The 14,523-nt window shown below is 58.2% G+C and carries 13 protein-coding genes; 3 read left to right on the plus strand and 10 right to left on the minus strand.

The genetic code is table 11. The annotated features are described in order from the left end of the window. Positions 1-37 precede the first annotated feature (37 nt). Together S7A_RS00785 and sdhE are read right to left on the minus strand one after the other, a co-directional pair. Positions 38-448, minus strand: a complete 411-nt coding sequence (locus S7A_RS00785) for a protein YgfX (protein WP_009087076.1) — start codon at positions 446-448, stop codon at positions 38-40. Beyond that, positions 423-689 (minus strand): FAD assembly factor SdhE, encoded by a 267-nt coding sequence (gene sdhE, locus S7A_RS00790; protein WP_009087078.1) that lies wholly within the window; start codon positions 687-689, stop codon positions 423-425. Before sdhE ends, S7A_RS00785 begins: the two co-directional genes overlap by 26 nt. Before the next feature lie 226 nt (positions 690-915). On the opposite strand from sdhE, the gene ygfZ reads away from it, so the two are divergent. Then, positions 916-1,902 (plus strand): tRNA-modifying protein YgfZ, encoded by a 987-nt coding sequence (ygfZ, locus tag S7A_RS00795; protein ID WP_009087079.1) that lies wholly within the window; start codon positions 916-918, stop codon positions 1,900-1,902. 47 nt (positions 1,903-1,949) lie between these two features. On the opposite strand, the gene S7A_RS00800 is transcribed toward ygfZ, so the two are convergent. Next, complete coding sequence (locus tag S7A_RS00800) at positions 1,950-2,615, minus strand: hemolysin III family protein (protein WP_009087081.1); 666 nt, start codon at positions 2,613-2,615, stop codon at positions 1,950-1,952. A gap of 168 nt (positions 2,616-2,783) precedes the next feature. On the opposite strand from S7A_RS00800, the gene S7A_RS00805 reads away from it, so the two are divergent. Both S7A_RS00805 and S7A_RS00810 read left to right on the plus strand, forming a co-directional pair. Continuing rightward, positions 2,784-3,503, plus strand: coding sequence for a MurR/RpiR family transcriptional regulator (locus S7A_RS00805; RefSeq protein WP_009087083.1), 720 nt, complete (start codon positions 2,784-2,786; stop codon positions 3,501-3,503). 115 nt (positions 3,504-3,618) lie between these two features. Then, complete coding sequence (locus tag S7A_RS00810) at positions 3,619-5,058, plus strand: 6-phospho-beta-glucosidase (protein WP_033736045.1); 1,440 nt, start codon at positions 3,619-3,621, stop codon at positions 5,056-5,058. Between the two features lie 24 nt (positions 5,059-5,082). Here the strand turns inward: S7A_RS00810 and S7A_RS00815 are convergent, their stop codons facing one another. The 7 genes from S7A_RS00815 to pepP all read right to left on the minus strand — a co-directional run bounded on the left by S7A_RS00815 (position 5,083) and on the right by pepP (position 14,495). Next, a complete protein-coding gene (locus S7A_RS00815) occupies positions 5,083-5,826 on the minus strand; it encodes an SDR family oxidoreductase (protein ID WP_009087086.1) in 744 nt (247 codons plus the stop codon). A gap of 63 nt (positions 5,827-5,889) precedes the next feature. Continuing rightward, positions 5,890-8,763 carry an aminomethyl-transferring glycine dehydrogenase gene (gcvP, locus tag S7A_RS00820; RefSeq protein WP_009087088.1) on the minus strand — a complete coding sequence of 958 codons (2,874 nt, stop codon included), beginning with the start codon at positions 8,761-8,763 and terminating at the stop codon, positions 5,890-5,892. A gap of 79 nt (positions 8,764-8,842) precedes the next feature. Then, the gene (gene gcvH, locus S7A_RS00825) at positions 8,843-9,229 is read right to left on the minus strand and encodes a glycine cleavage system protein GcvH (protein ID WP_009087090.1); all 387 of its coding nucleotides are present in this window, start codon (positions 9,227-9,229) and stop codon (positions 8,843-8,845) included. 23 nt (positions 9,230-9,252) lie between these two features. After that, the gene (gene gcvT, locus S7A_RS00830) at positions 9,253-10,350 is read right to left on the minus strand and encodes a glycine cleavage system aminomethyltransferase GcvT (RefSeq protein ID WP_009087092.1); all 1,098 of its coding nucleotides are present in this window, start codon (positions 10,348-10,350) and stop codon (positions 9,253-9,255) included. A 431-nt stretch (positions 10,351-10,781) separates the two neighbouring features. Next, positions 10,782-11,984: an FAD-dependent 2-octaprenylphenol hydroxylase gene (gene ubiI / locus S7A_RS00835; protein ID WP_009087093.1), complete on the minus strand. Its 1,203-nt coding sequence runs from the start codon at positions 11,982-11,984 to the stop codon at positions 10,782-10,784. A 13-nt stretch (positions 11,985-11,997) separates the two neighbouring features. Beyond that, positions 11,998-13,176 carry a 2-octaprenyl-6-methoxyphenyl hydroxylase gene (gene ubiH, locus S7A_RS00840; RefSeq protein ID WP_009087095.1) on the minus strand — a complete coding sequence of 393 codons (1,179 nt, stop codon included), beginning with the start codon at positions 13,174-13,176 and terminating at the stop codon, positions 11,998-12,000. Continuing rightward, positions 13,173-14,495: a Xaa-Pro aminopeptidase gene (pepP, locus tag S7A_RS00845; RefSeq protein ID WP_009087097.1), complete on the minus strand. Its 1,323-nt coding sequence runs from the start codon at positions 14,493-14,495 to the stop codon at positions 13,173-13,175. The genes ubiH and pepP overlap by 4 nt, the downstream gene beginning before the upstream one ends. Positions 14,496-14,523: the final 28 nt, after the last annotated feature.

Raw genomic sequence — 14,523 nt, forward strand, 5'->3', positions numbered from 1 at the left:
CGGGTCAGTCGACATGCGCGCTTATGCCTCTTCGCCGTTAATGTCGCGCCCTGCTGAAGCAGCAGGCGCGCAACGCCCGCCATTCGTCAGGCTGCATAGCGTCCTGCATCAGCCACCAGCGCAGCCTGTCACCCTCTTCGCTCTTCGCCACCAGCAGCACGCCCGCCGGTAACCAGCGCAGTGGCTGAGTGGGACGCCAGCGTTTTCCCTGCCAGATCCAGCAATGGACACTTTCCCGCTCCAGCGTCCCGCGCCGCAGCCTCAGCCGCCGGCAGACACGACCGCCCTCCGCCAGCAACAGTAGGATCATTCCGCTCCGCATCAGCTCCCCACCCACGGGCAGCGCCATCAGCAGCACGCCCGAGATGGCAGCCACCAGCCAGACGCACAGCACCCCGCACGCCAGCCGGGAGGGCCGCAGCTTACATTGCCACCGGGCCGCGCTCATGGTTGCGCTGCTGGATGAGATTGACCATCCGCTTAAGCTCAGGATCCTTTGGCTCGCCGTGATTCATCAGCCAGTTGAACAGATCGGGATCGTCACTCTTCAGCAGCGCGACAAAGACCTGCTTATCGGTGTCGCTCAGCGTGTCATACTCAAATTTGAAGAACGGCATAATCGCCACATCCAGTTCCAGCATGCCGCGACGGCAGGCCCACTGAATACGTGATTTATCATTAATATCCATGCATCAGTTTCCACAGTTCACAACGTGGCGCTTAGTGTAACCTGGTTTAATACGGCTCGCAGGCGCTGCGTCGCATGCTGTGCAACCTGCCACATTTCAGGCGGCATATTTGCAGGGTTATCACGCCTTTTGTGCGACGTTTTCCGTAAACAGGTTGCATTGCCAGGCGGCTCTTTTAACATTGAAGACATTGTTCCGGATGAACCTTCTTACACAGGATATCTCCATGCCCACTTTTACTTTACCGCCGCGCCAGCCTGCCGCGTCGTCCCGTCTGCCGTTAACCCTGATGTCACTGGACAGCTGGGCACTGGTTTCGATTACCGGTGCGGACAGCACTGCCTACCTGCAGGGTCAGTTAACGCTGGATGTCGCGGCGCTGGATGCCGATCATCACTCCCCCGCCGCGCACTGCGACGCCAAAGGCAAAATGTGGAGCAATCTGCGTCTGTTTCATCGCGGTGAAGGGTATGCCTACCTGATCCGGCGCGAACTGCGCGACACCCAGCTGGCCGAGCTGAAGAAATATGCGGTGTTTTCAAAAGTCACGATGACGCCCGACGATGAAGCACTTCTGCTGGGTGTGGCTGGTTTCCAGGCGCGTGCTGCCCTGGCTAACCTGTTTGAGGCGTTGCCTGACAGCGAGAAGCCGGTGGTGCATCAGGGTGAAACTACCCTGCTGTGGTTTGCGCATCCGGCCGAACGTTTTCTGATTGTGACATCACCGGCCCAGGCCGACGTGCTGAAGCAGAAACTCAGCGAGGATGCACAGTTCAACGACAGCCAGCAGTGGCTGGCGCTGGATATCGAAGCCGGTATTCCGGTTATCGTTCCCGCCACCAGCGTGCAGTTTATTCCGCAGGCCACCAACCTGCAGGCGCTGGATGCCATCAGCTTTAAAAAAGGGTGCTATGCCGGACAGGAGATGGTGGCCCGGGCGAAATATCGCGGTGCTAACAAACGCGCCCTTTACTGGCTGGCGGGTAAGGCAAGCCATCTGCCTGAAGCCAACGCGCCGCTGGAGCTGCAGATGGGTGAGCGCTGGCGTCGTACCGGCAGCGTGCTGGCGGCTGTGCAGCTGGATGATGGCACCAGCTGGATTCAGGTGGTGCTGAACAACGATCTGGAGCCGGACAGCGTGCTGCGGGTTGAAGGCGATGAAGGTGGTCACCTGACGGTGCAGCCCCTGCCCTATTCGCTGGATGAGAGCTGAGTCACCTTCCGGCCCTGACGTCACGTCAGGGCCACATTCGCGAAGCGTCAGCGTACATAGAAGTAGATGGCGCAGAAATGACAGAGTGAGCCGCCCAGTACGAATCCATGCCAGATGGCATGATTGTAGGGAATGCGGCGTGCCACATAGAAAATCACCCCCAGCGAGTAGATTATCCCGCCTGCTGCCAGCAGCCAGATACAGGCTGGCGGCATAATCATGGCCAGCTGATAAACCACGATCAGCGACAGCCACCCCATACAGAGATAGGTCACCAGCGACAGCACTTTAAAGCGATGGGCAATGGTAAGCTTAAACAGAATACCGGCCAGCGCCAGCCCCCAGATTACCGCCATTAATCCATACGCCAGCGGCGTCCTGAGTCCCACCAGCAGAAACGGCGTATAGGTTCCGGCGATAAGCAGATAGATCGCGCAGTGGTCGAACGTTTTCAGCCAGGGCCGGACCGGGCCATCGGGAATGGCGTGATAGAGCGTCGAAGCCAGAAACAGCAGGATCATACTGCCGCCATAAAGGCTGTAGCTGACAAAGGTCAGAGTATCCGCCTGGCGCTCGATGGCCTGATGAAGCATCAGCACCAGGCCAGCGATGCCTGACAGACAGCCCAGACCATGACTGATACTGTTGGCAATTTCTTCGCCGAACCAGTCGTCCGCTGCGGGTCGTGGTTTGTGAGAAAGTATGGGGGTCATAAGTGTGTCCTGAACAGCGTAATCGCAGTGATAATATTCTCCAGCCGGGTTGATAACGATTTCAGTGTACACCTGTACGCTAAAATTATCTTATGAAATTCTGTAACCGTTAAACCGGCTGCTGAATCTGATAAACTGACCCCAGGTCAACCGTTCAACGAGTCATCCATGTTTTCGCACCGCGATCTCGCCCGTCTTAACGATCTGGAAATGCAGGTCTATCAGTTCATCATTAAACATCGTGAAGGCGTCAGTTATATGACCATCCGCGAACTGGCTGAGCAGGCGGGGGTCTCCACGACCACCGTGCTGCGCTTCTGCCGTAAGATGCACTGTGAAGGCTGGTCAGAATTTCGCATTCGTCTGCGCTTAGCCGAACAGCAGCATACGCCTCAGCTGAATACCGCCGGGGTGAGCGAGATGCTGAGTTTCTTTAACAGCATTAACAATCCGGCGTTTGAACAGCTCATCGCTCAGGCCGCACAGAAAATTGCTCAGGCTGAGCAGGTTTTCTTTATTGGCGTCGGCACATCAGGCAGCCTGGCGAAATATGGCGCCCGCTTTTTCTCTAACCTCGGTAAATTCAGCCACGCAATTGATGATCCCTATTATCCGATCAGTCCCGACCTCTATCAGAACGCGATTGCGATTATTTTATCCGTCTCCGGTGAAACCGAAGAGATCCTGCGTATTGCCAGCCAGTTCAGCCTGAACAAGTGCAGAATCATTGCGATAACGAATACGGAGAGCAGCTCGCTGGCGAAAATCGGCGATTTTACCCTCTGCTACCATGTGCCGATTATTCGTCTGGCAGACAATACGGACATTACGACACAGGTTCCGGTAACCTATATTATTGAGGCGATCGGCCGCCAGCTGCGAAAATAAAACAGCCTGTTTTTCACAGGTAACAAACGCCATTTCTCGCGCGGTGTTATATCGTGACTTTGATTATTGCCTTGCTACACTCATCGCAATTTCTTTATCCGGAACGGAGTGAAACATGAGTGCAGAATTGCAGTTACCCAAAGACTTTCTCTGGGGTGGCGCGGTGGCAGCGCATCAGGTTGAAGGCGGCTGGGATCAGGGTGGCAAAGGAGTCAGCATTGCAGACGTGCTGACCGGCGGCTCACATGGTGTTGATCGGGTCATCACCGATGGCGTGCAGCCCGGCCATTTCTATCCGAACCATCAGGGCGTGGAGTTCTACTCTCACTATAAAGAGGATGTCGCGCTGTTTGCCGAGATGGGCTTCAGATGTTTCCGCACCTCCATCGCCTGGACCCGCATCTTCCCGAACGGGGATGAGCAGCAGCCCAACGAAGCGGGTCTGCAATTCTATGACGATCTGTTTGATGAACTGCTGAAGTATGGCATTGAACCCGTCATCACTCTCTCTCACTTCGAAATGCCTTATCACCTGGTTAAAGAGTATGGCGGCTGGCATAACCGCAAAGTGGTCGACTTCTTTGTGCGCTTCAGTGAAGTGGTGCTGAAGCGCTATAAAGACAAAGTGAAATACTGGATGACCTTTAACGAGATCAACAACCAGCGCAACTGGCGTTATCCGCTGTTTGGATACTGCTGCTCAGGGGTGATCTTCACTGAACATGAGAAGCCTGAAGAGGCGATGTATCAGGTGATGCACCATCAGTTTGTTGCCAGCGCAAAAGTGGTGAAACTCGGACACGACATCAATCCGGACTTTCAGATTGGCTGCATGATCGCCATGGTGCCGGTCTACCCGTTCTCCTGCCATCCGGATGATGTGGCCCTGGCGCAGGAAGCGATGCATCAGCGCTACGTGTTCAGTGATGTGCAGATGCGCGGATACTATCCGGCCTATACCCTGAAAGAGTGGGCACGCAAAGGGTATGACATTCAGATGGACGCTGACGATGCCGAAACGCTGCGTCAGGGCTGCGCAGACTACGTTGGCTTCAGCTACTACATGAGCAACGCCGTGAAGACCGATGCCAGCGGCGTTGACGATCCGATTACCGGCTTTGAAGGCGTAGTGAAAAACCCGCATGTGAAAGCCTCCGACTGGGGCTGGCAGATCGATCCGGTTGGCCTGCGCTATGCCCTGAACGACCTTTATGAACGTTATCAGAAGCCGCTGTTTATTGTGGAAAATGGGTTTGGCGCGATCGATAAGCCGGGTGCCGACGGGATGATTAACGATGATTACCGCATCGACTATCTGCGCGCGCACATCGAAGAGATGAAGAAAGCCGTCAGCTATGATGGCGTCGAGTTAATGGGCTACACCCCGTGGGGCTGCCTGGACTGCGTCTCGTTCACCACCGGACAGTACGACAAGCGTTACGGCTTTATTCATGTGAATAAAAACGATGATGGCAGCGGCGACTTTTCCCGTGCGAAGAAGAAGAGCTTTGGCTGGTATCAGCAGGTTATCGCCAGCAACGGCGAAAACCTCTGACGCGGCCCGCCGCCGCGAAACGCCTCAGCGCCCACCGGCAGCGTCAATGATGCTGCCGGTCACGTATGAGGCCGCTTCACTGGCCAGCCAGACGATCGCTTCCGCAATTTCCTCCGCTTCTCCCCCTCGTCCCATCGGAATCGCACTGGCAAGCCGGTCTACTCTGCCCGGCTCGCCGCCGTCAGCATGCATCTCTGTATAGATGAAGCCCGGCCGGACACCGTTTACCCGGATGCCCTGCTGCGCCACTTCCAGCGACAATCCTCTGGTCAGGGTATCCATCGCCCCTTTTGAAGCGGCGTAATCGACATATTCGCCCGGTGCACCGGTGCGGGACGCCGCCGATGAAACGTTCACGATCGCCCCGCCCTGGCCGCCATGATGGGTACCCATCCGCTTAACCGCCTCCCGGCAGCAGAGAAAGGTGCCGATAACATTGGTGGCAAACACCTTTTGCAGACGCGCCGCATCCAGCTGTTCGGTGCGGCACTGCTGAAACAGAATACCGGCGTTGTTCACCAGCAGCGCCAGCGGTTCCGCCTGCTGATCGAGCTGCGCAAACATCGCCTTCACCGCCTCTTCATCCGCAATATCAGCCTGAATCGCAAAGGCTTCTCCGCCCTGCTGCCGGATTTGGCTGACCACCTCCTGCGCTTCTGCCTCGCGCTGGCGATAGTTCACCGCGACCCGATAACCGCGAGCGGCCAGCAGCCGCGACGTTGCCTGTCCGATGCCGCGGCTGCCTCCCGTAACCAGTGCCAGTTTCATACTGTTTCTCCATAAAAAAGGGCCGGAAACCGGCCCCTGGGGATGAGATTCTGCTGCCGCGATTTACTGATAGTCGCTGATCGGCACGCAGGAGCAGAACAGATTGCGGTCGCCAAAGACATCGTCAAGACGCTTCACCGTCGGCCAGTACTTATTGTGGCTGCCCGCCGGGAAGACCGCCAGTTCACGGCTGTAAGGGTGAGACCACTCACCGACAATTTCCAGCTGGGTGTGCGGTGCATTCACCAGCGGGTTATCGTCCAGCGGCCATTCACCGGCCGCCACCCGGTCAATCTCGATACGGATCGCCAGCATCGCATCAATAAAGCGATCCAGTTCGATTTTACTCTCCGACTCGGTTGGCTCCACCATCAGGGTGCCCGCGACCGGGAAGGACATGGTCGGCGCGTGGAAGCCGTAATCGATCAGGCGCTTGGCAATATCCAGCTCGCTGATGCCGGTCTGCTCTTTCAGCGGACGAATGTCGAGAATACATTCGTGCGCCACGCGGCCGTCGCGGCCGGTATAGAGTACCGGATAGGCGGACTGCAGGCGGCTGGCGATGTAGTTAGCATTGAGGATAGCGACCGAGCTGGCCTGTTTCAGCCCCTCGGCTCCCATCATACGAATGTACATCCAGCTGATAGGCAGGATGGAGGCGCTGCCAAACGGTGCAGCGGAAACCGCGCCCTGCTGCGTCAGCACACCGTCAATCTGCACCACGCTGTGACCCGGCACAAACGGAGCCAGATGCGCCTTGACGCCAATCGGTCCCATACCCGGACCGCCACCGCCGTGCGGGATGCAGAAGGTTTTGTGCAGATTGAGATGCGACACATCCGCGCCGATATATCCCGGCGTGGTGATGCCGACCTGCGCATTCATGTTTGCGCCATCCAGGTAAACCTGACCGCCATACTGATGAACAATCTGGCACACTTCCCGGATGGTCTCTTCGTAGACGCCATGGGTAGAGGGATAAGTCACCATGATGCAGGAGAGTTTATCACCTGCCTGAGCGGCTTTTTCGCGCAGGTCACCCAGATCAATGTTGCCCTGTTTATCACAGGCCACCACCACCACATCCATACCCGCCATCTGAGCAGAGGCCGGGTTAGTGCCGTGGGCCGAGCTGGGGATCAGGCAGAGATGGCGATCCCCCTCGCCGCGACTTTCATGATAGCGGCGGATCGCCAGCAGTCCGGCGTACTCCCCCTGCGCGCCGGAGTTGGGCTGCATACAGAGCGCATCATAGCCGGTGAGTTGCACCAGCCACTGTGAAAGCTGACCGATCATCTGCAGATAACCAGCGGCCTGTTCAGCCGGGCAGAAAGGATGCAGCTCAGCAAACTCCGGCCAGGTGATCGGGATCATCTCCGCTGCGGCATTGAGTTTCATGGTGCAGGAGCCGAGCGGGATCATCGCCTGGTTCAGGGCCAGATCTTTTTTCTCCAGGCTGTGCATGTAGCGCATCATCTCAGTTTCGCTGTGATGACGGTTGAAGACCGGATGAGTCAGAATGTCGCTCTGGCGCAGCAGGCCGGCTGGAATAGCGTGGCCTTCGCTGGCGACTTCGCTGTCGAGTTTGTCCAGGTCCGGACGCTGATCGTCACCCAGCAGAATAGCGAACAGCGTCAGAATATCTTCGCGGCAGGTGGTTTCATCCAGCGTGATGCCGACCGCGTTGTGAATATCGCTGCGCAGGTTAACGCCAAAGCTCAGGGCGCGGTTCAGCACGGCGGCTTTATCCGCCACCTCAACCGTTAGCGTATCGAACCAGTGCTGATGGCGCAGCGTCAGGCCGCCCTGCTGCAGGCCGGCTGCCAGAATCGTGGTGAAGCGGTGAATGCGTGAGGCGATACGTTTAAGTCCGGCCGGGCCGTGGAACACCGCATAGAGACCGGCAATGTTGGCCAACAGCACCTGTGAAGTACAGATGTTGGAGTTGGCCTTTTCGCGGCGGATATGCTGCTCGCGGGTCTGCATCGCCATGCGCAGCGCCGTGTTGCCTGCGGCATCGCGCGAGACACCAATGATGCGGCCCGGCATAGAGCGTTTATGCTCGTCACGGCTGGCGAAGAACGCCGCGTGAGGCCCGCCGTAACCCATGGGTACGCCGAAGCGCTGAGCCGAACCAAACACGATGTCCGCGCCCTGCTTACCTGGCGCTTCCAGCAGGACTAACGACATAAAGTCGGCGGCCACGCTGACGACCACTTTGCGCGCTTTGAGTGCGGCAATCAGAGCGCGGTAGTCGTGCGCTTCACCGGTGGTGCCCACCTGTTGCAGCAGCACGCCAAACAGATCGTCATGCTCAGGCGCTTTCTCTGCACGGTCGATAATCAGTTCAAAGCCGAACGTTTCTGCACGGGTTCGCACCACATCCAGCGTCTGCGGATGAATATCATCGGCAATGAAAAATTTATTCGCGTTTTTGAGCTTGCTGACGCGTTTTGCCATCGCCATCGCTTCGGCGGCGGCGGTCGCTTCATCCAGCAGTGAGGCGGAGGCGATATCCATGCCGGTGAGATCCAGCGTCAGCTGCTGGAAGTTCAGCAGTGCTTCCAGACGGCCCTGCGACACCTCAGGCTGATAAGGGGTGTAAGCGGTGTACCAGCCGGGATTCTCCAGCATGTTACGCAGGATCACCGGCGGGGTGATCACCGCACTGTATCCCATGCCGATCCAGGATTTGTAACGCAGATTCTGGCTGGCGATGGCTTTCAGTTCCGCCAGCGCCTGCTGTTCAGTGGCGGCTTCGCCTACCGCAGGCGGGCCTGGCAGTTGAATGTCGGCAGGCACAATGGTGCCGATTAACGCGTCCAGCGAACGGGCACCAATCGCGTCAAGCATCTGCGCCTGCTGCTCAGGTGAAGGACCGATATGGCGCTCAATAAAGGCACCGTTGTGTTCAAGCTGGCTGAGAGTCTGAGTCATTAGCAGTAAATCCTGAATCGGGCTGGGGAACCGGGGATCAAACAGAAGTCAGCGGCCTCTGCAGGAGGCCGCCTGACGATTACTCGTCGATGGAGGCTTTATAGGCATCCGCATCCAGCAGCGAGTCAAGTTCGGACGCGTCGCTGGCTTTCATTTTGAATAACCAGCCGCCGGCATAAGGCTCGCTGTTAACCTGCTCCGGTGAGTCGGTCAGCGCGTCGTTGACCGCCACAATTTCACCGCTGAGGGGCGCATAAATATCTGAAGCCGCTTTAACGGATTCCGCTACCGCACACTCTTCACCGGCTGCGAACGTCGCGCCCACTTCCGGCAGATCGACAAACACCATGTCGCCCAGTAGCTCCTGCGCATGTTCGGTAATACCCACGGTGTAGCTGCCATCCTCTTCTTTGCGCACCCATTCGTGGCTGTCGCGGTATTTCAACGTATTCGGCACATTGCTCATTGGCCATTTCTCCTGAATAAAATTTACTGAGCGACCGGCTTACCGGCGCGGACAAAAATGGGACGGGTGACCTGTACCGGCATCTGGCGGTTACGGATCTCAACGATGGCGGCGCTGCCGACGGAAGCGGGGACGCGCGCCAGGGCGATGCTGCAACCCAGGGTCGGTGAGAAAGAACCGCTGGTAATGATCCCTTCCTGCTGCTGTCCCTGCTCATCCGTGAAACGCACCGGCTGCCCGTGACGCAGCACCCCTTTTTCCGTCATGATCAGTCCCACCAGCTTTTCCGTTCCGCGTTCACGCTGTAGCTCCAGGGCTTCCCGGCCGATGAAATCGCGGTCTGCTGGCTCCCAGCAGACGGTCCAGCCCATGTTGGCGGCCAGCGGTGAGACACCTTCATCCATCTCCTGACCATAGAGGTTCATCCCCGCTTCCAGACGCAGGGTGTCGCGCGCGCCCAGTCCGGCCGGTTTCACCCCTGCAGCCAGCAGGCGCTGCCAGAACCCCGCAGCCTCGCCTGCGGGCAGCGCAATCTCATATCCCGCTTCACCGGTGTAACCCGTTGTAGCGATAAACAGATCGCCCGCCTGCACGCCGAAAAAGGGCTTCATCCCTGCGACGGCCTGACGCTGCTCTTCGCTGAACAGCGTCTGCGCTTTCTGCTGTGCCTGCGGACCCTGCACGGCAATCAGCGCCAGATCATCGCGTTCGGTCAGCGTAATGCCGTAGTGCTGCGCGTGCTGCGCTATCCAGTCGAGATCTTTCTCACGGGTCGCGGAGTTCACGACCAGCCGGAAGAACGTCTCGCTCATAAAGTAAACAATTAAATCGTCAATGACGCCACCCGAGGCATTGAGCATCCCGGTGTAGAGCGCCTTGCCGGGCTGGGTCAGTTTTGCCACATCGTTCGCCAGCAGGTAGCGCAGAAACTCGCGGGTGCGCGGACCGGTCAGATCGACAATGGTCATGTGGGAGACATCAAACATGCCGGCGTCACTGCGCACGACATGATGTTCATCCATCTGGGAGCCGTAGTGCAAAGGCATCATCCAGCCATGAAAGTCCACCATGCGGGCACCGCAGGCCTGATGCTGTTCAAACAGAGGTGTTTGCTGAGTCATAACCATCCTGTGCAGAAGCGAATGAGTACAAAAGCGCGCCGTCATACTGTGCCGACGCAAACGTTCTCCTGAGGCTGACGTTACCACCGAATCTGGCGATTAACCATAAGCAAATCGGGGTCGAAAGCAGAGGCACAGACTAACCAGGAATCGGAAGCGACAGGATAATAAACTGCATTTTTGTGATTAATCGCGCAATAAATGCAGGCTATTTAAATATACGCAGCAAATTTATGCGGCACGACGTCCAGGTTGTTAAAAAGATCCCGCCTTCTGCGCGCTTACGGATAAAAAAAGTAATGCGAAATCTCACGCAAAATTAGAATAAATCAAACGAGGAACCCTGCTGGTGCAGCGTTGCCTTTTTGTGGTGCAGAGGGGTTTGAGAAATAAAAAAAGCCAGCAGAAGCTGGCTTAGCAGAGCGGCAGATTCAGCGAAGCCAGGCGGGCAAATCGGTCAGGCCCATCGCCTGTTTCAGCATGATCGGTTTGACGCCCGGTAAACGGTCCGCCAGCTTCAGACCGACATCGCGCAGCAGTTTTTTCGCCGGGTTGTTGCCTGCAAACATTTCGCGGAAGCCCTGCATGCCCGCCAGCATCATGGCGGCGCTGTGTTTACGGCTGCGCTCATAGCGGCGCAGATAGAGGTGCTGACCGATATCTTTGCCCTGCTGATGGAGACGCCGGATCTCACCGATCAGCTCTGCCGCGTCCATGAAGCCCAGGTTAACCCCCTGTCCTGCCAGCGGATGGATGGTGTGAGCCGCATCCCCGACCAGCGCCAGACGGTGCGCCGCGAAGTTGCGGGCGTAGCGCGCCACCAGCGGAAACGTTTTGCGCTCGCTTTCCAGCTGGCAGAGGCCGAGGCGCATATCAAACGCCACGGAGAGCTGCTGGTTGAACAGCGCGTCCGGCATGGTTTCCAGCCGGCTGGCTTCCTGAGGCGACAGCGACCAGACGATAGAGCTGAGGTGTGGGTCCTGCATCGGCAGGAACGCCAGTATGCCGTCGCCGTGGAACACCTGACGCGCCACCGCGTCGTGAGGTTGTTCGGTGCGAACGTTAGCCACTAACGCATGGTGGTCGTAATCCCAGAAGGTCAGTGGAATATCCGCTTTGTTGCGCAGCCAGGAGTTTGCGCCATCAGCAGCAATCATTAAGCGCGCGCTTAGCATGCTGCCATCCTGCAACGTGATAAAGGCTTCGTTGTCACCAAATGCCACCTGCTGCAACTGCGAGGGCGCCATCAGCGTGACGTCACTGCAGGTGCTGGCACGTTGCCAGAGCGCGCTCTGGATCACCGGATTTTCGATAATGTGGCCAAGATGCGACAGGCCCTGCTGCTCATCATCAAACGCGATGGCTCCAAAACTGTCCTTCTCCCACACTTCCATACCGTGATAGGGGCTGGCGCGCAGGGAAAGGATTGTCGACCAGACATCCAGCTTCTGCAGCAGACGCTCACTGGCGGCATTAATTGCCGAAACACGGACGGAGGGTGACGCACTCAGCGCCAGGGGCGGCTCCGGCGATTTTTCCAGTACGGCGATGCGCAGTCCACTGCCCTGCAAGCCGCAGGCGACAGCCAGCCCCACCATTCCGCCACCGGCAATCACCACATCAAAAGTTTGCATCTGAGCCTCTTTGTTAACGATTAACCCAGCCAAGCGTGCGCTCAGCCAGTTGATTTCGTAGCCACGGCAGATGGTCCATCGCCAGCAGGCCCAGGTTACGTCCTGCCACCAGCGGGGCGTAACGATTGGCAAAGACGCGAACCAGCCCGTCTGTGATGCCAATGGTGGCGGCACGGTCGGACTGCCGGCGTTGCTGATAGTGATTCAGGACCGCATAGCTGCCAGGGTCCTGCTGTTGCCGATGGGCAGCGGCCAGCGTTTCCGCCAGCGACATCACGTCGCGCAGGCCCAGGTTAAAGCCCTGCCCGGCAATCGGATGCAGCGTCTGTGCCGCATTGCCCACCACCGCCACGCGATGCGTTACCGTCTGCACCGCCTGATGCAGCGCCAGCGGGTAGCATTCGCGCTGACCGGTGTGGGTGAATTTCCCCAGCCGCCAGCCAAAGGCGCGCTGCAACTCGCTGAGGAATTCAGCATCACTCCACTGCACTATTTTTTCGCGCTGCGACGCCGGATGGCACCAGACCAGCGACAGACGGTTCCCGGACATCGGCAACAGCGCCAGCGGGCCATGCTCGGTGAAACGTTCAAACGCCCGGCCCTGATGAGGCAGTGCGGTGGAGACGTTGGCGATAACCGCCAGCTGCTGATACGCCTCAGTCTGCCACTGGATGCCACAGGATGCCGCCAGTGCAGAGCGTGTGCCATCCGCCGCCACCAGCACTTTTCCGCTGAGTTGCTCGCCGTTGTCCAGCGTCACCTCAACCTGCTCATCACTGCGGGTTGCCTGGGTCACACGAGCCGGACAGCGCAACGTCACGCCCGGCGCTTTTTTCAGTTCAGCAAACAGTCGCTGACCGACGTCAAACAGCTCGACAACCTGCCCCAGCGCCGGAATCTCATAGTCAGCCGCCGCCATCGAGACAAAGCCTGCGTGGCCGCGGTCGGAGACATGGATATCAGTAATCGGCGTGGCACAGCTGGCGATGCGCTGCCAGAGGTTAATCGCCGCCAGCTGCTGGCAGGTGCCGGCTGAGAGCGCAATCGCCCGGCCATCAAAGCCGGGGTGCGCCCGGCTGGCAGGCTCGCTGCGCTCGATCAGCGTCACCGGCAGTTTGCCCTGAGTGAGATGGGAGATCGCCAGCGCCAGCGTGGCCCCGGTCATGCCGCCACCGGCAATCAGAATCGTCATGCCTGTTTAGCCGCCGCCATCAGCGCCTCAATCTCATCGGCCTCTTTCACGACGCTGTCGGTGAGATTTTCAATGCCCTCTTCGGTGATCACGATGTCATCTTCGATACGGATACCGATGCCGCGATACGCCACAGGGACATCCGCATCCGGTGCGATGTAGAGGCCCGGTTCAACCGTTAACACCATGCCCGGTTCCAGTATCCGGTCGCGGCTCGGCGTACCGTAGTGGCCAACATCGTGAACATCCAGCCCCAGCCAGTGGCCCAGACCATGCATGTAGAACTGACGATGCGCCTCTTCGGCAATCAGCGTATCGACGTCACCGTCGAGAATGCCCAGCTCAACCAGGCCGGTGATCATAATGCGTACGACTTCATCGTTGACTTCGCGAATGCTGATGCCAGGCCGGAACATCTCCAGCGCCCGGTTCAGTGAAGCCAGAACGATGTCATAAATCGCGCGCTGCGCCGGGCTGAATTTGCCGTTAACCGGGAAGGTGCGGGTGATATCACCGGCATAGCCGTGGAACTCGCAGCCGGCATCGATCAGCACCAGATCGCCGTCGCGCATTTCATTTTCATTTTCGGTGTAGTGCAGAATGCAGCCGTTTTCTCCGGCACCGACAATGGTGTTGTAGGCCGGGAAGCGCGCGCCATGACGGGCAAATTCGTGATGAATCTCTCCCTCCAGCTGATACTCAAACATGCCTGGCTGGCAGGCCAGCATGGCACGGGTATGGGCCAGGGCACTGATCTTCCCGGCGCGGCGCATCAGTTCGATTTCATCCGCATCCTTGAACAGGCGCATCTCATGCACCCAGGGACGCCAGTCGGTCAGGGTGGCAGGCGCGCTGAGGTTCTGGCGGAACCCACGACGCAGTTTTTCCAGGGCGCTGAACACCAGGGCATCGGCATGGCTGTAGTCACCCTGTGCGTGGTAGATCACATCCAGGCCGTTGAGCAGCAGGTGCAGCTGTTCGCCAATGTCGTCCCAGGGCAAGGCGCGATCCACGCCCAGTTTCGCAGGAGCCGCCTCCTGACCCAGCCGACGGCCAGACCAGATCTCTGCCGTGAGATCACGCACGCGGTTAAACAGCACGCTGTGGTTGTGATTCTCATCGCTTTTGATCAGGACCAGCAGCGCCTGTGGCTCGTTAAAACCGGTGAAATAGCTGAAATCGCTGCTCTGACGAAACGGATACTCGGTGTCATTACTGCGCGTCACTTCAGGCGCAGCAAAAATTAACGCGGCGCTGCCTGGCGCCATCTTCGCTAACAGCGCCTGACGGCGCTGCAGGAATCGTTCCAGTGAAATCATCTCTGCACTCCCTGTAAACTGACCGGTT

The organism is Pantoea sp. Sc1, assembly GCF_000255315.1.
Classification (GTDB): Bacteria; Pseudomonadota; Gammaproteobacteria; order Enterobacterales; family Enterobacteriaceae; genus Pantoea; species Pantoea anthophila.